General features: G+C 47.7%; 15 protein-coding genes. 8 read left to right on the top strand and 7 right to left on the bottom strand.

The features are described from left to right. Positions 1-121: 121 nt before the first annotated feature. From IEY34_RS24795 to IEY34_RS24770, 6 genes are all read left to right on the top strand, one after another. On the top strand, positions 122-3,340 hold the full coding sequence (locus tag IEY34_RS24795; RefSeq protein ID WP_189016398.1) for an FG-GAP repeat domain-containing protein: 3,219 nt from the start codon (positions 122-124) through the stop codon (positions 3,338-3,340). A gap of 17 nt (positions 3,341-3,357) precedes the next feature. Beyond that, the gene (locus IEY34_RS24790; RefSeq protein WP_090826896.1) at positions 3,358-3,615 is read left to right on the top strand and encodes an acyl carrier protein; all 258 of its coding nucleotides are present in this window, start codon (positions 3,358-3,360) and stop codon (positions 3,613-3,615) included. A gap of 7 nt (positions 3,616-3,622) precedes the next feature. Further along, the gene (locus tag IEY34_RS24785; RefSeq protein ID WP_229757829.1) at positions 3,623-4,822 is read left to right on the top strand and encodes a hypothetical protein; all 1,200 of its coding nucleotides are present in this window, start codon (positions 3,623-3,625) and stop codon (positions 4,820-4,822) included. Positions 4,823-4,890: 68 nt separating this feature from the next. Continuing rightward, positions 4,891-5,793, top strand: coding sequence for a hypothetical protein (locus IEY34_RS24780; protein ID WP_189016395.1), 903 nt, complete (start codon positions 4,891-4,893; stop codon positions 5,791-5,793). A gap of 109 nt (positions 5,794-5,902) precedes the next feature. After that, on the top strand, positions 5,903-7,057 hold the full coding sequence (locus IEY34_RS24775) for an MBOAT family O-acyltransferase (RefSeq protein ID WP_189016392.1): 1,155 nt from the start codon (positions 5,903-5,905) through the stop codon (positions 7,055-7,057). A 48-nt stretch (positions 7,058-7,105) separates the two neighbouring features. Beyond that, entirely contained in the window at positions 7,106-8,074 is a 969-nt protein-coding gene (locus IEY34_RS24770) for a sugar phosphate isomerase/epimerase family protein (protein WP_189016389.1), read from the top strand. A 75-nt stretch (positions 8,075-8,149) separates the two neighbouring features. On the opposite strand, the gene IEY34_RS24765 is transcribed toward IEY34_RS24770, so the two are convergent. The 4 genes from IEY34_RS24765 to uvrB all read right to left on the bottom strand — a co-directional run bounded on the left by IEY34_RS24765 (position 8,150) and on the right by uvrB (position 13,966). Further along, positions 8,150-8,350, bottom strand: a complete 201-nt coding sequence (locus IEY34_RS24765; RefSeq protein WP_189016386.1) for a DUF2759 family protein — start codon at positions 8,348-8,350, stop codon at positions 8,150-8,152. Positions 8,351-8,601: 251 nt separating this feature from the next. Further along, positions 8,602-8,760 (bottom strand): hypothetical protein, encoded by a 159-nt coding sequence (locus IEY34_RS24760; RefSeq protein ID WP_189016383.1) that lies wholly within the window; start codon positions 8,758-8,760, stop codon positions 8,602-8,604. A 289-nt stretch (positions 8,761-9,049) separates the two neighbouring features. Next, on the bottom strand, positions 9,050-11,932 hold the full coding sequence (gene uvrA / locus IEY34_RS24755) for an excinuclease ABC subunit UvrA (protein ID WP_189016381.1): 2,883 nt from the start codon (positions 11,930-11,932) through the stop codon (positions 9,050-9,052). A gap of 36 nt (positions 11,933-11,968) precedes the next feature. Further along, a complete protein-coding gene (gene uvrB / locus IEY34_RS24750; protein ID WP_189016378.1) occupies positions 11,969-13,966 on the bottom strand; it encodes an excinuclease ABC subunit UvrB in 1,998 nt (665 codons plus the stop codon). Between the two features lie 291 nt (positions 13,967-14,257). Between uvrB and IEY34_RS24745 the strand changes: the two genes are divergently transcribed. Continuing rightward, positions 14,258-15,058, top strand: coding sequence for a flagellar motor protein (locus IEY34_RS24745; protein WP_189016375.1), 801 nt, complete (start codon positions 14,258-14,260; stop codon positions 15,056-15,058). After that, on the top strand, positions 15,042-15,863 hold the full coding sequence (locus tag IEY34_RS24740) for an OmpA/MotB family protein (RefSeq protein WP_189016373.1): 822 nt from the start codon (positions 15,042-15,044) through the stop codon (positions 15,861-15,863). Before IEY34_RS24745 ends, IEY34_RS24740 begins: the two co-directional genes overlap by 17 nt. A gap of 655 nt (positions 15,864-16,518) precedes the next feature. On the opposite strand, the gene IEY34_RS24735 is transcribed toward IEY34_RS24740, so the two are convergent. From IEY34_RS24735 to IEY34_RS24725, 3 genes are all read right to left on the bottom strand, one after another. Next, the gene (locus tag IEY34_RS24735) at positions 16,519-17,799 is read right to left on the bottom strand and encodes a PDZ domain-containing protein (RefSeq protein ID WP_189016371.1); all 1,281 of its coding nucleotides are present in this window, start codon (positions 17,797-17,799) and stop codon (positions 16,519-16,521) included. 120 nt (positions 17,800-17,919) lie between these two features. Then, positions 17,920-19,383: a S41 family peptidase gene (locus tag IEY34_RS24730; protein WP_189016368.1), complete on the bottom strand. Its 1,464-nt coding sequence runs from the start codon at positions 19,381-19,383 to the stop codon at positions 17,920-17,922. Positions 19,384-19,473: 90 nt separating this feature from the next. Next, positions 19,474-20,664: a murein hydrolase activator EnvC family protein gene (locus IEY34_RS24725; protein WP_189016365.1), complete on the bottom strand. Its 1,191-nt coding sequence runs from the start codon at positions 20,662-20,664 to the stop codon at positions 19,474-19,476. Positions 20,665-20,879: the final 215 nt, after the last annotated feature.

The raw sequence follows: 20,879 nt of genomic DNA, 5'->3' as shown, positions 1-20,879 counted from the left end.
CACAGACTAGCCATTTCCAACTGTTTCCTGCCATCATGCAGCCCCTTTAGAAGTTAACAAACTTATCTATGAATGCTATAATGTCAAGGATAGTGACCATTACAGTAATCGAGGGATCCCTTTGGCTTTGTCGAAAATTCGTATTTTTCAAATGATGACCGGACTAGGCCTTTGCCTTCTTATTATGCTGGGTATCCTACTATTTTTACCAAAAATAGATGAAACTAAGCTTCTCTACGCCACCAGCGGAGATGTTTATGATACAGCGGCGTATGGAAATTTCCAACAAACCTTGCAAGCTGGTGTGGACATTAGCAAACAGCCCTTATCAACCTTATCCACCAGTCAGCTGCGCAAGTATGATGCGGTTTATCTGGACCCTTCTCTAACTGAGAACGCCCAGTGGGCAGAACAAGTTGTGAAACTCACAGGATATGTAAAGCAGGGCGGACATTTACTACTTGAAAATGGTTTCTCTAGCAGCTTTCCACTAGACTTCCTTGGGGCAGAACGTCTAGTCGACTTACAGAAGCTGCCGTTAGCTAATACAGAAACGCCTCTATTTACATACCCGCAGGTACCTGTTAATCTACAAGGCTTGCAACAGACTTTTCAACTGTTCAGTCAAAGTTATCTCAAGCATCACACCCTGAATGACATGCCCGGTTTCCATATGGGATACGGCTTTGTGCCTTCGACAGGACAATCCATTGTTGCCATGAATGCAACTGGTCAATCCGTTTCTCTTGCCATGCAAAATCGGATCGGAAAAGGGGCCGTAGTGATCAGCAGCAACTTTCTGCCAAATCGCTACTTTCCAACTGGCTTTGATATGAAAAGCGGCATGGACCCTAAGCTCGGCTTCACGCAGTTGGCTGCTAAGTATCAAGCTGAAGGCAAGTCTACGCCAGGCACGACTTATTTCAATAAAAGAGCTTTACCCATTGAGCCCTATTTCAGTTTCGATTTTGCCGCTGCCAACATGCAGTATCGCAGCGAGCTGCTCTCTTACGTAGCGAAGGAAACACTGGGCTATAGTGTTCGCAAAGTGCTTGGCCCTTATGGACGGCCTGCAATGGCATTTCAGAATCACTTTGAGGCGATGCCGGCGATTCAGCAGAAAGACGGCATCGCTTGGGCGGAGCTGCTCAAGAAGTATAACGAGATTGCCTCGTTCACGCTTGTCCGCAACGCCTTCTATTGGGGGCAATGGCGCGAGAGTGTGACGGTGCAGCTCAATACAGGAACGAACGCGAAGCCGCAGTTCGTCGGGGAGCTGCCCGGCTCGGGCTACGCGAGCGGACTGCACGTGATGTCTGCCGGCAAGCCGCTGCGGCAGGCGCTGTTTCCCCAGTATCGCGATCTGGCGAGCGCGATTGAACTGCCTTACCGCGCGTATCCAGCCGCCGCGGACCTCAACGGCGACGGCCGCACGGACCTCGTGGCCGGCAGCGCGGATGGATTCGTGTATAAGTACACGAATCTTGGCCCTGCGGCGGCGGCTTACGCGAGCGAGCCGCCGCCTGAGGGCTTGGCGCTGCCGGACACGTTCGGCGCGCCGGAGAAGATCTTGCTGGAGAGCGGCGCGCCGCTCCAGCTTGGCCCTTACAGCACCGTTCACGCGTCTGACGTGAACGGGGATGGCCGCACGGACCTCGTCGTATCTGACGAGTCCGGGGCGGTATGGCTCCTGCCGCAGCTGGCCGGCGGCAGGTTCGCGAAGCCCGCGGCGCTGCTCGCGGGCGGGAAGCCGCTGCAGCTGCCCGCAGGGCCTGCAGCACCGCTCGTCGCCGACATCGACGGCGACGGCAAGCTCGACCTCGTCCTCGGCGGAGCCGATGGGCGAGTCAGGCTCTACAAGGGCCGCAGCGCAGCGGCCCTTGATCTAACGCCAGGCAGCGAGATCATTACGCTGCCGCATCAAGCCACACACGCCGCGCCAGCCGCGCGTGACATGAACGGCGACGGCCGACTCGATCTCGTGGTCGGCAGCAGCGACGGGGACCTGCAGGTGTATCTCCAAGGCGCAGGCGGCACTTGGACGCCACAAGGTCCCCTCGAGGGCGCAACCAGCAACCAAGTCGGCAATCATGCCTTGGTTGCTGGGCACAACTCCGTCCCGCTGTGGGTGGATCTCAATCACGACGGCAAAGACGACCTGGTCGTCGGAGGCATCGAATTCGGGTCCCCCGTCTCGATCGACGACCCGCAGTTTCCTTATCCTGCGGAGCTCAAGGCATTTATCGACTATGCGCGTGACAATCATTTGGATCTTAATCCGCATGTATTTGTACATAATTTCAAAAGCTCAGCACAAGAGAAAACTGAACTCACCTTGCATAAGCAAGCCTTTGATAAATTGGGCATCCCTTGGCTGCATCCAGGTACGAATCAGCATACATGGCGCGTGAATAACGAGGTCCATGAACAAACGTTGACCAGTGAACAGCAGCAAGGCATGTGGTATAACTTTGGATTCTTGCCTTCCGAGTCGCCCGTCATTGCCCGTCCGGATGCCATTTGGTCGCTTCCTTTTCTCTTACAGGATCCACAAGGCGCAACAGACCAAACGATGTTGATTCACACACCGACACCGGTGCTGCGAACAGGCGATTACGCGACGACCGAAGTCTTTGATTCCATGGTGAAATTGGATATGCCGATTGATTATTTCGAGCACATCGAGTACCATTTTCCCGTACCATCCAAAATTGCTGATTTGACGGAGTTCGCAGACTACTTTGACAAGCTTCGAACGAAGCATGATTATAACTTTATGACCGAAACACAGATGGCCAAATCGTTTCTAGCCGCAATGAAAAGCGATGTTCAGATTAGCCAGTCCTGGGCCTCCTATTTATGGGACAAATTAAAGGATCGTCTAGCGGGCGGCAGTCCACATTTTCATGCAACCCTAACGCCGAATTCAGCTCAAGTCCCAAGCTTAGCTGATGAATACACCTCAACATTAGGTGTCGTTATCGAAAAAGGCGACAAACTGGCGCTGTACTCTCTGCAAAGCAGTTCAGATACGTATACAACGATAGATCATAAATTGTACCTTGGTTTAGCTAAATCGGCTTCAATCGGAATTGGACCTCAGCAAGATCAATTCCACATCGTACGTTCAAATGTTCCCTTTGCCCTGACACATCAAGGAACTACTTATCAGCTTGAGCTCAAATCAGCAGGCCTGCAGCAGGTGAAGCTGTACAGCCCTACTGAATTGACTTTCGATGCTCCCGAACTCAAAGTGACCTATGATGCACCGACGCAGACGTATACCATTACCCGATACGGGGATCTAGCGACCCTCACTTTCACTAGCCAAAACCAATAATCAGGAGGCTTTCCAACATGTCTAATGAAGACCTATTAGCGCAGCTTGAACAGCATATTCGCGAGCGTTACGAAATTGCCGAGGACGACGATGATTTTGATGTGGATGTCCATCTGTTTGACTATGGATTTATCGATTCTATCGGCGCTACCGCCCTCATCGCTCATATCGAAAAAACATACAGCATCCAAGTAACGAATCAGGATCTCATGCTGTACTCCATGAACACTGTCAGCGAAATTGCCGATTTTATTTCCAAGAAGACTGCGAGGTAACCCATTCATGATGACATGTAGAATTTCTCTAGAAGGTCTTGCTGAAAGCCAGCACGGACAAGTTAAATATGCGGCAGCTTTCGCCGATGAACATATCCAGGATATCGCGCTGGTTGATGGCCACATTGTAATTAACCACAACTCTCCGAACGGGGATGAGGGGATTACCGAGCGAGTTCAACGTCTGATTGAACGTTTCTCTCACGGCGACTTTGGCTTTAAAGAAAATATTTTATTCGAAAATAAAGTAGATACGCCTTATGAAGGCGACATTATTGCCGAGCTCGTGGAGCGCAAAGCCATTAAAGTCCTGGAACCCGGTCTTTTCATTTTCCGTGAACCATTCTCCAGCTTGATGCGGTTTCTCGACTATTCCTTCGTGACGAAGATCGCCAAACGCTTCGAAGGCATGCAGGAGGAATCCTATCCCGCTGTCATTCACAGCCATACGTTGAATAAAACCAACCATTTCACATCTTTCCCTGAGCATATCCACTTCGTTACTCATTTGCGCGAAGATTTGGATGTGATCGAGTCGTTCTCCCAATCGATCCGCGAAGCTGGCGGTTGGAACCAAGAGGCGCCGATGGCGCTTGATAACAACTTGGTGAAGCCGAATTTCATGATGAATCCTTCCACATGCTATCACTGCTATGAAGGCTTAGAAAATGAAACCTTGGAAGGTGACGGCATCGTCGTAACCGCCATTGCCAAGTGTCATCGCTTCGAATCCAAAAACCACAGCGATTTCGGCCGTCTGCTCGACTTCTCAATGCGCGAAATTATTTTCGTCGGCAAGCCGGACTTCGTCAAAGAAAATCGTCTAAAATCGATTGAATATTTGAAAGAACTGGCCGTGGAGTGGAACGTTGACAGCATGATGGAAATCGCCAATGATCCATTCTTCACGAATGATTTTCAAGTGAAAGCGTCTTTCCAACGTAATCAAGAGATGAAGTATGAGCTTCGCTTGACGATTCCTCATGTGAAGAAATCGATTGCCTGTTCTTCGGTTAATTTTCACAGCAATACGTTCGGGAATGCCTTTAATATCAAGATGGGCAAACGCAACGCCGTTACGGGCTGTGTAGGCTTCGGCATTGAGCGCTGGGCATTCGCGTTCTTAGCGCAGTATAGTTTGGATGAGCAGCTTTGGCCTGCTGCCTTCCGTGAGCAGTACCACGCTTGGCAAGAAAAAGCGCTATAAACTAATCTTACCTTTCCTTTAAATACCGTAATGATGTTCCATCCAATCCAAGATAATGAGTGATTCTATTGAAAGCAGCTGCATTTTTCAAAAAAAATAGCTTCGTGCTGGGTCTGCTGCTAGCCATCATCGTATCCGATCTGCTGATTTCCTGGTGGAACCCGATGGTTAGCTCACGCCGATTCTACAAAAATGATTTCACCAAAACGCTTTACCACCATGACTGGTCTCAAACGGGACCGGTTTTCTTCGGTAATTCGTCTGTTACAGGTGCCTATATCGAAGAAAAGTCCGAATCCCATTTGGTAGAGATGGGTCTTTCTTATGGCAAGCTAACGGATCTGAAGAACATCTTAGAGAAGGACCTCTACCAAGTTCAGGATGAGCTGGTCATCGGCATCGATGTCCATACGATGTTGGATGCACTCGAAACAGATCCCACCTACCCATGGTTCAAACCTTGGTATCAGCCGTACGTGTATACGTATCGAGATTATTTTCGGGACTCTGGCGAAGAATTCGCTCGAAATCTGCGCAAAGGCAATCTTTCCTACGAACCCCGTTGGATCGATAAAGAGTTGTATCCCGGTCGTAAGGACGATGCTTTCCTGAAAACCAAATGGACCGATTACGATCAACGTTTCGGGGCCATGACGTTAAAGGATTTCAAAGACAATCTGGATGCTCTGACTTGGATTCTACGCTATGCTGATGAGCACAAACTGTCTCTGCGAGTAATTTGGATGCCTTGGAACAAAGGGTATGCCGATCCGCCTTATGTCGCATCTCTCAAGCAAACAGTCAACGCGCAATTGCAAGCAGCGAATGTGCCGACACTTGATCTGATGCATACCTATGATCCGCGCTATTTCCATGATCTCGTGCATTTAAACCGCGAAGAAGGCGCTCCGCTATTTACGAAGGAGGTAGACACATGGTTAAAATCCTTAGGAAAACCATCGAAGTCCTGATCTATCTCGTGATGCTCTATTTGGTTTTCATCTATTTCACCGGCAAGGGCTTATTTATCTACGAAAAGTTCTAAGATAACAAGCTTTCCAAGCGAGGAGTTCTTTAGCCATGTTTTATATGCACATGAACGCGATTATCGCTATGATTGGCATGATTGCTGTTCTGATGCTCACTCGGAAGTGGGCCGACAACAAACGCATTCTGATGATTATATTCAGTCTTTGCTTTTTGCTGCTCTTCAGTCAGAAGCTGCTTGTTTTTTATGCTGCATTTACGGTTATCAACTATGCTGGTTTTGTTTATTTGTGCCGCACGACGGTCTGGCGGAAAGCTACCTTCATATTCGCGATAGCCGCTAATGTCATCGGGGTCTTCCTCGGTGTCCGCCTTTTCGTCATGGGTATTTTCCATAATCCGCTTTTCGATACCATCATCTATCTAGGCCTTATCTATAACGTTCTCAAGGTCATCGACGCTTATTATTTCGCTTACTTCTTCGGCAAAGAGGGGCAAGTGCCCGCGATTGATTACGCAAACTATTTGCTGTTCATTCCTACCTTCACCTCTGGACCTATTCTGAAATTCCGTGATTTCATGGCGGACAGCAAAAAGCCTTATACCGTGAACGCTGCGCTCTTCGAGGATAGTGTGAAACGAATTATTCTGGGCTTATTCAAAAAAATCGTTGTCGTCACCTGGATGACGAGCATCTTTGATCAAGTGCTGAAACAGGATCTGCATACGCACCAATCGTTATTTTTATTAATCTGGTTCTATATCCTTATTTACATGGATTTCTCCGGCTATTCCGATATGGCCATTGGTTTCGGTCGTTTAATGGGCTATACGATGCCAGAGAACTTCAAGCGTCCGCTCTTCTCGCCTTCTATGACGCAGTTCTGGCGCAATTGGCACGCCACGTTAGGCGACTTTTTCCGTGATCATATCTTCATGTTCTTCTCTCGTACCGTACCCACCCGCTGGGTTGCCTCTGGCCTGTCGGTGCTCATCATGGTGCTGATCGGGCTGTGGCATGGCTTCACTTGGCTGTACTTCTTCTACGGGCTCTATCATGGCCTTATTCTTGCGATCGAAAATCTACTCAAGATTACGACCGTGAACAAGAAGAAGGTATCCAAAAGCTATTTCTATTTCCGTTGTTTTGTAACGCAGGCGTTAGTTACTTTCTCCGTTATTATTTACAGTTCCAATTACGAGACCGTACTTCGTATCTACAAAGGCTTGCTTCATTTTACTGGATGATAGTGGTATAATTTGTTTGGCTGTTTACCATTTATGGAGGTGTACCTAATGAAGTTAGGCGTTTTTATGGTTCTTTTCGGTGGAAAACCTTTCGAGGAAGCTCTAGATTACATTGCAGCAAAAGGCTTGGATGCTGTTGAAATTGGCACAGGGGGCTATCCGGGCACAGCACATTGCAACCCGAGCGAACTCCTTGCCGATGCAGGGAAGCTTAAAGCATTCAAACATGCGGTCGAGTCCCGCGGTTTAACGATCAGCGCACTAAGCGCACACGGCAACCCGCTTCACCCGCAAAAACACATCGCCAAAGAATTTCACGATGCTATTATACAAACAATTGATCTCGCTGAGCGCCTTGAGGTCCCTGTTGTAAACACATTCTCTGGCTGCCCTGGCGACCACGAAGACGCGAAATATCCGAACTGGCCGGTTGCACCATGGCCCAACGATTTCCAGGAAATTCTGGACTGGCAGTGGGGAACGAAAGTCATTCCTTATTGGACGGAAACAGGCAAATATGCAGCTGACCGCAACATCAAGATTGGGCTTGAGCTGCACGGGGGTTTCTCAGTACATACGCCAGCCACACTGCTTCGTCTACGTGAAGCGGCAGGCGACGCGATCGGCGCCAACCTGGATCCGAGTCACATGTGGTGGCAAGGTATCGATCCTGTACAAGCCGTTCAAATTCTTGGCCGCGCTGGCGCGCTTCACCATTTCCATGCCAAAGATACATCCCTTGATGTGAATAACGTCAATCGTCACGGTGTAACGGACATGCAGTCCTACACGAACATGCTGGATCGCGCATGGCAGTTCCGTTCCGTTGGCTATGGCCATGATATGAAAGTATGGGCTGATATCATCAGCGCGCTTCGTCTTGTTGGGTATGATTATGTCGTGAGCATCGAGCACGAAGACGGCTTAATGTCCGTTGACGAAGGTTTCTCCAAAGCTGTCCAAAATCTTCAACAAGTTCTCATCAAGGAACCGCTTGGTGAAATGTGGTGGGTATAAGCCCACAAAAAAGCCCACAGGCTCGATGATCTCGCGATCTCAAGCCTGTGGGCTTTTATCTTGTTTAACTCTGATTTACCAGCCGCTAATCATGACGTAATCCATGATACCGAATACGATCAAGGAAACTCCTGCGAATCCTAGAGCAAACAAATTTCTTCGTGGGTTGATCAACTGGCGGATGACCGCAATTAAGATGATCACCGTGAAGATCAAAACGTAAATATCAAAGCTTGTATACGAGCTAGTCGTTGCTGCTGCTTCTGCCAATAACATGGTGAAACCTCCTTATAGTAACTCGGTGCAAGGCACACGTCCTGCTATTTTAATTCTATGTTAGCTTGATTGCGCACTAGATGCAAGTGATTACAACGATGTGTAACAAGTTTGTCACCTTTTGGATGAATTGACCTTTCCTCATACGTATAAAATGTCCATCTCTTCGATTATTTATAACAAAAATAAACCCGAATTTCCACAAGGAAATACGGGTTCCGTCCTGGGCCACAGACCTTATTTCCCCCCCATCAAATAACAAGCTCGTATGAGGAAATGAAATCCGAATGCGGACCCTCAGTTGGGTCTTGTTGTTTCAGTGCTAACTCTTTCTCCTGCCAAGCTAAGAAACGGAACGGGTCGATCCCCAAAGCAGCAACAATCTCTTGTAACTCTAACGTAGGTTTCATAACAGCCTCCAAATATATAGATAGATTAGAACTGTCTGTATCTCTCGATTATCAATAGTGGGTAAGGGACAATGGAAATTTCAACATATCTTCTTATTTCATTATAAGTCTACTATCTTGTTCCGCGATAGAGGGTTAAATTGTCGAATTCAATTAAGTCTTGACAAATATCATGGTAACCTAGTTGGAATTGTGAAAAATGACACACTTTTGAACCGGTCCAAATAAAAAAGCATGGCTTCCGACTTCTTGCGTCAGATCACCATGCTTATATTGTGTACGGCTATAATTAGCCTACCGATTCTTCCAAAACAGCTAGTCGCTTCGCGTAGTTCTCAGACCGCTCCCGATCTCTCTCGAGGATCGGTTTCAAATACTGACCGGTATACGATCCGGCCACTTTCACGACATCCTCTGGCGTCCCGGTAGCCACGATCAAGCCGCCTCGGTTTCCACCTTCGGGGCCTAGATCGATCACGTGGTCCGCCGTCTTGATAACATCGAGGTTATGCTCGATGACGAGCACGGTTTCACCGTTCTCTACGAGACGGTGAAGGACCTTGAGCAGACGATCGATATCGTGGATGTGAAGCCCCGTAGTGGGCTCATCCAAGATGTAGATCGTCTTGCCTGTGCTGCGGCGATAAAGCTCCGCAGCAAGCTTCACACGCTGGGCTTCGCCGCCTGACAGCGTGGTCGCCGGCTGGCCCAACGTCATGTAGCCCAGCCCCACATCGAGCAGCGTCGTCAACTTCCGGTGGATACGCGGCAAGTTCTTGAAGAACTCGCAACCGTCCTCGATGGTCATCTCCAGCACTTCCGAAATGCTCTTGCCTTTGTATTTCACTTCCATCGTCTCACGGTTGTACCGCTTGCCTTTGCACACTTCGCATGGCACGTAGACATCAGGCAAGAAATGCATCTCAATCTTGATAATGCCGTCCCCGCGACACGCCTCGCAGCGTCCGCCCTTCACGTTAAAGCTGAAGCGGCCCTTCTTATATCCGCGCACCTTAGCCTCATTCGTATTCGCATAAACATCACGAATATCGTCAAAAACACCCGTATACGTCGCTGGATTGGAGCGAGGCGTACGACCAATCGGCGATTGGTCGATATCGATTACTTTATCGATTTGATCAAGCCCGACGATTTCTTTGTGTTCGCCTGGTCGTACCTTGGCACCGTTCAAATCACGGGCCAGCGTTTTGAACAAGATTTCGTTAATAAGTGTACTTTTGCCTGAGCCAGAAACACCCGTGACACAAGTGAAAACACCAAGTGGCACTTTGGCCGAAACATTGCGCAGATTATTTTCCTTAGCGCCTTTAACTTCAATCCACTTCCCATTGGGCTTGCGCCGCTCAGCTGGAATAGGAATGAACTTCTTGCCGCTCATATACTGGCCTGTTAGAGAATTCTCATCTTCCATGAGTTCAGCAGGCGTTCCCTGTGCAATAACTTGTCCCCCATGGATACCAGCGCCTGGACCGATATCGATAATATAATCGGCTGCCATCATCGTGTCTTCATCATGCTCCACGACAATCAGCGTGTTCCCTAGGTTGCGCATATGCTCAAGCGTCTGAATGAGACGCGAATTATCCCGTTGATGGAGCCCAATGCTAGGCTCATCCAAGATATAGAGAACGCCCATCAAGCTGGATCCAATCTGTGTTGCCAAGCGAATTCGCTGCGCTTCTCCGCCTGACAACGTGCCAGCTGCACGATGCATCGTCAGGTAATCAAGACCCACATTCACAAGAAAGCCTAGACGCGCTCTGATTTCTTTGAGAATCAGATTGGAGATCGTCAATTCTTTCTCATTCAGGTCAAGCCCTTTGAACCATTCCTCTGCCTCTCCAATAGAAAGCGAGGTTGCGTGAGCAATGTTCTTGCCGTTAATGGTTACGGCTAACGTTTCTGGTTTCAGACGTTGGCCCTTACACTTAGGACATGACTTCGTGCTCATATAAGTCTGTATATGCTCGCGAATCCCCTCAGAGAACGTATCTTTGAATCGGCGCTCTAAGTTACGAATAATCCCTTCGAACGGCACTAACGCTTCCTTCGTCGCTCCCATATCATTCTCATAGCGGAAGCGAATCTTCTCGCCGCCCGTCCCGTAGAGAATAACCTTCAATTGATCAGCGGTGATCTCAGATACAGAAATATTACGAGGAATCTTATAATGCTCGCAAACGGCCGCCAGAAACTGAGGATAATAGTTGGACGTGCTGCCTGCCCAAGCCTCGAAGGCACCTTCTTCGATCGTCAGCTTCATGTCCGGTACAAGCAAATCCGGGTCAACGATCATTTGACTGCCCAGTCCATCACATTCCGGACAGGCGCCGAAAGGACTGTTAAACGAGAACATCCTTGGCGCCAGTTCTTCTACACTAAAGCCGCATTCCGGACAAGCTAGATTTTGGCTGAACATCAATTCTTCTTTATCTATAATATCAACGATAACACGACCATTAGCCAGCTTCAGGGCTGTTTCTAAGGAATCCGCAAGACGCGTTGCTACATCTTCCTTAATAACAATACGGTCAACTACGACATCGATGGTATGCTTCTTATTCTTATCCAGCTCAATCTTCTCAGCTAGATCTAGCGTTTCACCGTTCACGCGTACCCGCACAAAGCCTTGTTTCTGTACATCGGTAAACAACTTGGCATGTTCACCTTTGCGACCAGAAATAAGTGGAGCAAGAATTTGGAGCTTCGTGCGCTCCGGATACTCCATAATACGATCTACCATTTGTTCCACGGTTTGCGAGGTAATCTCGATGCCGTGAGTTGGACAATGCGGACGCCCAATACGCGCATAAAGCAGGCGCAAATAGTCATAAATTTCTGTGACCGTTCCAACCGTGGAACGTGGATTACGACTCGTCGTCTTCTGATCAATTGAAATCGCTGGTGACAATCCTTCAATCGAATCCACATCCGGCTTATCCATTTGCCCTAGAAATTGTCTGGCATATGCAGACAAAGATTCTACGTATCTGCGCTGCCCTTCCGCATAAATCGTATCAAAGGCAAGCGACGACTTCCCTGAACCACTTAAGCCGGTTAGAACAACGAACTTATCACGTGGGATCGTGACGTCGATATTTTTGAGATTATGAGCTCTAGCTCCTTTAATGACGATTTGGTCTCTAGACACGTTACCCTTCCTCTCCTATGTGAAGCTGACGCCGAATTAGGCGTCAGCTTTCATTTCCATAATAGCGTCACGCAGTTGTGCCGCTCGTTCGAACTGCAGATTCTTCGCAGCTTCTTTCATTTCGCCTTCCAGACGCTCGATCAATGAAGCGCGATCCTTCTTCGACATCTTCGCGCCTTTCACATCAGCCAAGTAATCGGCTTTCTCTTCCGCCACTTTTGTAGCTTCAATGACGTCGCGAATCTTCTTGGCAATCGTCTGTGGCGTAATGCCGAGCTTCTCGTTGTGCGCCTCTTGCAAGCTCCGGCGGCGCCCTGTTTCATAGATGGCCTTTTGCATGGAATCCGTAATCTTATCCCCATACATAATGACACGGCCATCGGAGTTACGCGCAGCACGGCCGATCGTTTGAATCAACGAGCGCTCTGACCTCAGGAAGCCTTCTTTGTCAGCATCTAAGATCGCAACCAAGGAGACCTCTGGTAAATCAAGTCCTTCTCTAAGCAAGTTAATCCCTACAAGAACATGAAAAGTTCCTAAACGCAGATCACGCAAAATCTGCATCCGTTCAAAGGTTTTAATATCTGAATGCAAATATCGGACTTTAATCCCGATTTCTTTGAAGTAATCCGTCAAATCCTCCGACATTTTCTTGGTCAATGTCGTTACAAGCACTCGCTCGTCTTTACGAATCCGATCATGAATCTCCGCAATCAGATCATCGATCTGGCCTTTTGTTGGCCTCACCTCAATAATCGGATCCAACAAGCCCGTAGGACGAATAATTTGCTGCACCATCTCTGGGCAATGTTCCAACTCATAGGGCCCTGGTGTTGCTGATATATATAAAATTTGATTAACTTTCTCCTCAAACTCCTCAAAGCGCAGGGGGCGGTTATCCAACGCAGAAGGCAGCCGGAAACCATGGTCAACCAGCACTTCTTTCCTTGCTCTATCGCCATTATACATAGCGCGAATCTGCGGCAATGAGACGTGCGACTCATCGACCATAAACAGCATATCGTCCGGGAAATAATCGATTAGTGTATAAGGCGTAGCCCCCCGCTCACGGAAAGTTAACGGTCCCGAGTAGTTCTCGATACCAGAGCAGAAGCCCATCTCTTGCATCATTTCCATATCGTAACGCGTCCGTTGCTCCAATCGTTGAGCTTCGAGCAGCTTTCCTTGCTCATTCAACTCAGCAAGCCGCTCTTCCAGCTCCCGTTCAATATTCACGAGCGCGACTTTCATCGTATCTTCGTGCGTCACAAAGTGAGACGCAGGGAAAATCGCGATATGTTCGCGTTCGCCAATGATTTCACCGGTCAGCACATTAATTTCTGTAATTCGCTCAATCTCGTCGCCGAACAACTCTACTCTTACCGCTTGTTCGCCATGCGATGCCGGGAAAATCTCAACGACATCCCCGCGCACACGAAACGTCCCGCGGACAAAATTCATATCATTTCTCTGATATTGAATGTCTACGAGCTTATGAAGAATCTCATTACGCGATTTCTCCATCCCTACACGCAAAGAAAGCAGCATATTGCCATATTCGATTGGCGAACCCAATCCGTAAATACACGAGACGCTCGCAACGATAATAACGTCGCGTCGTTCGAATAGGGAACTGGTCGCAGAATGGCGAAGTTTATCAATCTCTTCATTAATGCTGGAATCTTTCTCGATGTAAGTGTCAGAGGAGGCAATGTAGGCTTCTGGCTGGTAGTAATCATAGTAGCTGACGAAATAGGAGACGGCGTTATGAGGGAAAAATTCTTTGAACTCACTGCACAATTGTGCAGCTAGTGTTTTGTTATGGGCAATAATCAAGGTTGGGCGATTCAACTTGGCAATTACTTGCGCCGCTGTAAATGTTTTCCCTGTTCCTGTCGCTCCCAACAGCGTCTGGTGTCTTTTTCCAGATTGAATACTTTGGACGATTTCCTCAATAGCTTGAGGCTGGTCGCCTTGTGGAGAAAAATCAGATACGAGCTCGAACTTCTTAGAGCTAACAACAAGATCATTCATCACTTATCACCTACACTTATTGAAATAAATCGAACTTTTATCCTATTCATTTTCCATTTGTAATATCCGATAAAGAAGTCTATGGAACTTGCACGACCATTATATGAAGGAATTTGAACCGTTCCTCATAAGAATGTTTGTTCTGGTTTTTCCATTATACCCTTTTTGAATCATGGATGCAAACAGCAATATCTGTTAAAGCCTGTCGCCATTAGGATGAGACACCATAGAATTTATCAGGCTGCTTGTAGAATCCCTATTCTTTTTATGCTAATTAGGAGTGGTAAAGTCATGGATTTGACAACGGTTTTAGGATTAGTATTAGGTCTAGTAGGTTTAATTGGCGGCTACGTATGGGATGGAGGGCACATTAGTTCCCTAATTATTCCAAGCGCTATGCTGATCGTGTTCGGCGGGACCTTCGGAGCTGTAGCTATCAGCTTCCCCCTCTCTATTTTATCCAAAATTCCCAAAGCACTGGGCATCGCCTTCAAAGAAGCCAAGAAGGATCCAGCCGCAACCATTGATGAATTGGTAGATATGGCCTCGATTGCTCGCAGAGAAGGTGTACTGGCTTTGGAACAGCGTGCTCAGGAGCATCAAAACCCCTTTTTGAAAGATGGTTTGCTTATGGTCGTAGATGGTACCGATCCTGAGCTAACCAGGCAGATCCTAGAGCTTGAAATGGATGCGATCGAGCATCAAGTTGACAATATGTCCAAAATCTTCGAAGCTGGCGGCGGCTACGCGCCTACTATGGGGATCATCGGTACGGTCATGGGGCTTATTCACGTTCTCGGCAACCTCGATGATCCGTCCAGCTTGGGACCTGCGATTGCCGTTGCCTTCACAGCAACCTTGTACGGTGTTATGAGCGCCAACTTGATCTATCTTCCTATTGCCAACAAAATCAAAGTACGGGGCAAAGAAATGGTATCCGAAATGGAACTGATGCTCGAAGGCATTCTTGCCCTGCAAGCTGGTGAAAACCCTCAGTTAATTAAGAAAAAACTAAATTCCTTCCTCCACGATAAATCAAGGTCCAAAAAAGCAGTGGTAGAGGAGGAAGGCAACAATGGCGCGGAGAGGTAAGAAGCACGAAGAGCATGTTAATCATGAGAGATGGCTCATTACCTATGCGGATTTAATCACCTTGCTGCTCGTATTCTTCATCATTATGTATGCGATGAGTAAAGTGGATGTTCAAAAGTATGCCGTTTTGGCGCAAGTATTAAACATGCAGTTCCAGAAAGCCGATTCGGTTCTAGATAAAGGCCACGGGATCAGCGGTCAAATGACTCCTAAACAGGGGGACTCTGACAGCAAGGACAAAGATTATACGAAGCAAAACTTAGCCGAACAGAAGGAAGAGAAGGATAAAACCAAGCCTGATCAAAGCGAGAAAGAAAAGCGCGAAAAGGAACTCCAAGATCTCTTAAAACAAATCCAAGCTTACATTAAGGATCAAAATTTGGAGGCTCAGGTATCCGCTAGCGATACCGAGCGTGGTGTGGCGATCACACTGAACGATTTATTCCTTTTTGACCTGGGCAAAGCGGATCTGAAACCCGCCTCCTCGCCCATTCTCCAAAAGCTTGCTTCCCTCTTCCCAACGCTGAATAGCAAGGTAAGCATTGAGGGGCACACGGACAACTTGCCTCTGGCTCCCGGTTCGCCACTCAAAGACAACTGGGGCTTGTCCTTTGCCCGCTCCCTTTCTGTCCTTCGTTATTTCAGCGATACGGCCAAGCTTGATAATAATAAATTCATTGCCACGGCTTATGCCGATACAATGCCCAAAGTCCCTAACACCAGCGATGAGAACCGCAGTAAAAACCGCCGCGTGGAAATCATTGTCCTCCGTGATGGACTGGCTCCAGCAACTGTTATTAAATAACGGAAGAGGCTATCCCAAAAACAACTATTGTTGATGACCGGGACAGACTCATTCGTTGGAAAAAATGAAAGAGGAGCTACGCGGCTTGTATCCGCTTAGCTCCTTTTTTCGGCGTCGGCAGTCGCCATTCGAACCTTCAACTACCTTATTCTCAGAGCAGCGAAACACTCCATATGGTAGGGCGCCCAAAGTGCAGCAAGCGCCTCTTACGAACCCAATACCCTTTATTTGATCAAAATCGGGCTTTTGAAAAATCTAATGAATCCCCATCCCGTTATATCATGAAAATGATCATTATTCCGCCTATAAACTGCTCGATAACGCCAATTCAGTTCATTAGATCGCCAAAGAGGATATTTTCTCGTATATAAGCTTAATACAGTTCTCTAAAAGTGACAGATGGATTGTGCGGGAGCTGAGGTGGGGGCGGGGGTAGAGGCGGTAGTAGCAGGGGCGGAGGCGCTAACGGGATTTGAAACAGTCCCTCATCTCAGTTGAGGATGTCCTTTGAGACCGAAAAACGCCCGAGCAAAGAAAAATGCGATGGACGCCAAAAACAAAGGAGCTAAGCGGCTTGTATGCTTAGCTCCTCTTTAAATTTCCAGGCCGTCCCACAAATCTAATTTGTTACTTATGGGACAGCATCTTCATTCTTTTACATAGATTTCGTTGAATCATTGGATAACAGCCCGGTCAGTTTCCCGCGCAAATAGGAATATAAATGCACTGGGCGATGCTCTGTGAAGTAAAGAGCCTCTTGATCAGGTGCCAGAATAATGCCTAGCTGGTGGTGCTCACCTGCATATAAGGCACGGTGCAGGAAGCGTACTTCGCCCTGCTCATTCAACACTTCCAGCCTGCAAAACGCTGAGTTCAATCCCATCGCAACATGTAAATCGGTTTTTGTTTTGATCTTGTGACCATTCACTTTATGCAGAATTTCGCCCACTTGAATGCCAAGCTCTTGTGCTGGGCTCCCAGGTACAACCGATAAGACCATAAGTCCTCGCTGTGAATGCACGTAGAACGGAATCTGCTTCGCTTCCAACCATTGATTATAACGGATCAATCCTTCATGCAAACCAATGCTCAGCACCGCTGCTACAAGCACAATCGGCGACCAGTAATGGGCTAACATTGCCGCACCGAACAGGATAAGACCGTAAAGGTACAGCATACTTGCACTAAAGCGAGCTTGTCTGCGCGGCAGCTTCGAAATCGTCAGCTCCGTGAAACCGATCATCGCCGGGAAAGCAAGCAGCGTCCATCCGGAGGCAAGGTTCGAACCAAACAGGGTTTCCCAAGGAAGTCCTGCCGAATTGCCTCCTGCTAGCGGCACCAACAGGAACAGTGGGACGGGCCAGAAGCCTTGCAGTTGCTGAGCCCCGACGATTTGCCCGCGTTTCCCCTCAAGGAAAAGAGGGCTTGCCATCCGCGCTCCCTGGAATCCAACCAGAAAGCCTTCCAGCAGATGAAGAACGGCTACGATCACCAGCAAAGAAGGGATATCTGCGCCAGCAACGATTTCAAAGACGGGAAATGCCCCCTGGATAGCTTCGCTTGGCAGCCAAGACAACAGAACTTGGGCAATTCCCAGAATTCCCACAGCATAAGCCAAACAGATAAATCGGACACGAAACAGCACAAGAACAGCGGTTAACACCCACAACAGAATAATGACATCCGCCTCAATGCTAACCCCGACGAAAAGCATGACAATCGAAGCGCCGATACCCCCGATCCAACCCCAAAGAATGGTGCGCCAAGTCTCATTCAGCAACGAATGAAGACGAGTGTGAAATAACTTGCGTTCCATCTGTATTTGCTTGCGATAATGCAAGACGATAAATAAAATGCCTATATAGTAGAAAGGATTCACAAACAACTGCCCAACGGCCTGCAGCAGCCTGTCCAAAAATTGAGTCAACACATCCATATGGGCTCCTCGGATAAAAGAAATAGGAAGGCTGCCCCTAAGCAACCTTCCTATCTCATTTCGACTACAAACCGTACTTTTCCTGCCATACCTAACGGATTTCCATTATCTGACCCATAATTATTTCCCGAGCTGCTTCTGAATCTGACTGACCGCCGCTTTCAGCTGCAGATCATTCTTAGGTTCACGGATTTGCGCAAGAATCGATTTCTCGATCTTGCTCGCTGTCTCTACGTCAACTTCACCCGTCATAGGCAGATCGTTCGTCCGTTGAAATGCTTTAACTGCTGTAACTGTCTTATCGTTGAAATAACCATCGGATCGCTCCGGATTGAAACCTAGACCAGCAAGCATAAGCTGCAAGTTTTTCACGTCATCGCTCGTTGTATCCTGTTTGAGAACGCCTTTTTTGGAAAGCGGAGCCGCTTTAAAATAACCAGGCTGCTCAACAGGGATATCCGGCGAGATGCCCGTTTTATGAATCCAGTTGCCATTCGGCGTCAACCATTTATACACCGTCATCTTAATATTGCTGCCATCGCCCATTTCCTTCTCGAAAGTAACTTGAACTGTTCCTTTTCCGTAGGAGGTTTCACCAACAATTTTACTTCCAACAGCTTCTTGGAACGCTCCCGCCAAAATCTCTGACGCGCTCGCGCTCCCTTTATTGATCAGAACCGAAATTGGATAATTCTTGCCTGTACCCGTGGAAGGCGTAGGCTCGCGCTTTCCGTCGCGGTTCTCAACTTGAACAATCGGCTTGCCGCTCTTCACGAATGGATTCACGATATCTACCACGACGTTCAAGAGGCCGCCTGGGTCATTCCGCACATCGATGACAAGCCCCTTCATCCCTTTGGCTTCGAGGTTCTTCAGCTCTTCAGCGAAGCGTACAGCCGTGTTGGATGAAAACTGACGAATTTCGATTTTGCCGATTTGATCCTGCATCATTTCACCATACACGGTTTCAACGTCAATGTTATCTCTCACGACAATCACTTGAACGGGATCTCCCGCACCTTGACGCAGTAAATCCAGTTTGGCTTGTGTGCCTTTGGGCCCTCGAATCTTCATAACCGCTTGGTTCAGCGTTAAGCCATCCAACTTGTCCCCGTTCACAGAGACGATGACATCTTTCGCTTGAATCCCAGCTTTCTCCGCTGGCGAGCCTTTAATTGGAGAGACAATCACGAATTTGCCTTCTTCAATCGAAACCTCGGCTCCAATCCCTTGAAACGATGAGGTGATGCTTTCATCGAACTGCTTCGCTTCTTTCTGATCCATATAGACAGTGAACGGATCTTCGAGAGACTCCAGCATACCATTAATAGCGCCGTTGACTAACTTATCATGATCAGGCTGCTTCAAGTACTTGCTTTCAATGAGTTGAAAGGTTGTTGAAATCTTGCTCAGTTCCTTGCTCGAAAGTCCAGTAGAGCCCGAAGTCGCCGCAGCCTTACTTCCCACAGGCTTCTCACTACGTCCCCACGAGAAGGAAGAATCCACAATGGTTAGTGTGACAATACTACTCGCAAACATAGCTAACAATACGAATACAATGACCGTGCGACCTTTGAATTGCAAAGCGTGATACACCACCTTTTTCCTAAACCCATTTGAGTTCGCCTGTTTGTAGTATATGACAAGCTATTCCCATTTTATAACCAAGTTGTCCTAGCGTAAGTACGGTTTAGGATCTCTAGGAACTTCATTGAGTCTGACCTCGAAATGCAAGTGATTTCCTGTCGATTGTCCCGTCGAGCCAACACCGGCAATTTTCTGCCCGCGTTTAATGACGTCTCCGACTTTGACATAGATACCGTCATTCATGATATGTCCATACAACGTCCAGAGGCCATTGCCATGGTCCACAATAATGCAATTGCCATAACCGTTCATCCATGAGGCATAAATGACCGAACCATTCTCTGCAGCCAGAATGCCCGTCCCTTTCGGAGCCCCCAAATCGATGCCTTTATGACTCTCTGCTTTGCCTGTTACCGGATTAATCCGATCAACGAAATCAGAGGTTAGAGGCGCTTGAGCCGCTAATGGATAGCCCAATTTCCCACCTGTGTAGGTAAAAGGAGATTTAGCTTTGCTGGCAGCCCGCTTCTTCTCCTGAAGATCCGCTTCCTGCTTCGCAATTTGCGTAATCTGCTTATCGCTTTCCTCTGAAATATCTTCGAGAACTTTCTCCTGCTTGGACAAAGAGGCAATCTTAACTTCTTTAGCCTTCTCTTTGGCTTGCAGTTCATCTCGAAGGGCATCCGCATTGGCGTACAGAACCTTCACCTGCTCAAGCTGCTTCTCCGTTTCTTCCTTCTTCAGAGTGACTGTTTCTTTATCTTTCTTATTCGACACTAGTATCTCTTTATCTTGATTCACAATCGACTTCAAAGCTTCTATACGATTCAAGAAATCATTAAAACTGGTCGCGCTAAGCAGCACGTCCATATAAGAAACAAAGCCATTCATATACATTAAGCGAACACGGGATTTGAGCATGCTGTCGCGGCTTTCCACGCGCGCAACCGCTTCGTCCAATTGCTTGGCATTCAGTTCTAAATGATCCGTAACTTGATCAATCTGCTCATTTAAATTCGTCAGCTTCTTGCTAGCTTCATTGACCTGATTAAGAAGGGTATTCATATCCTTCGTCGTCTGATCTTTTTCCGTCTGTACCTTGGTAATTTGATTCTGTGCGTCACTCGCCTTCTGCTGCGCTTCCGCCTTCTGTTTCTTAAGCTGAGTCAACTGCTGATCGATCTTCTCCGTTGTAGAAGCGGCATATCCCGCATATGGAACCGCAAGCGAAGCCGCAATCCCAAGTGTCAACACCAAGGGTAGAATCTTCTTCTTCAAGCACGTAGCCTCCCCATCCTCAATTACCTGATGAATCATTATGAATCTTGTATTCTGCGAATCTCTTAATCTTTGAATCTATGAAAACATAAATAAAAGCTTTAAAAATCGGCTTTCAGAACCGAGAAGGTTGGATGAAAATGAGGGCAGGAGGAACGGAGTGTAGCTAGCTACATGAGTACCACAGTGCCCCATTTTCATTCAAGATTCGATGC

Source organism: Paenibacillus marchantiophytorum (assembly GCF_014640555.1).
GTDB lineage: Bacteria > Bacillota > Bacilli > Paenibacillales > NBRC-103111 > Paenibacillus_E > Paenibacillus_E marchantiophytorum.
This window is presented reverse-complemented; position numbering and strand designations above follow the sequence as displayed.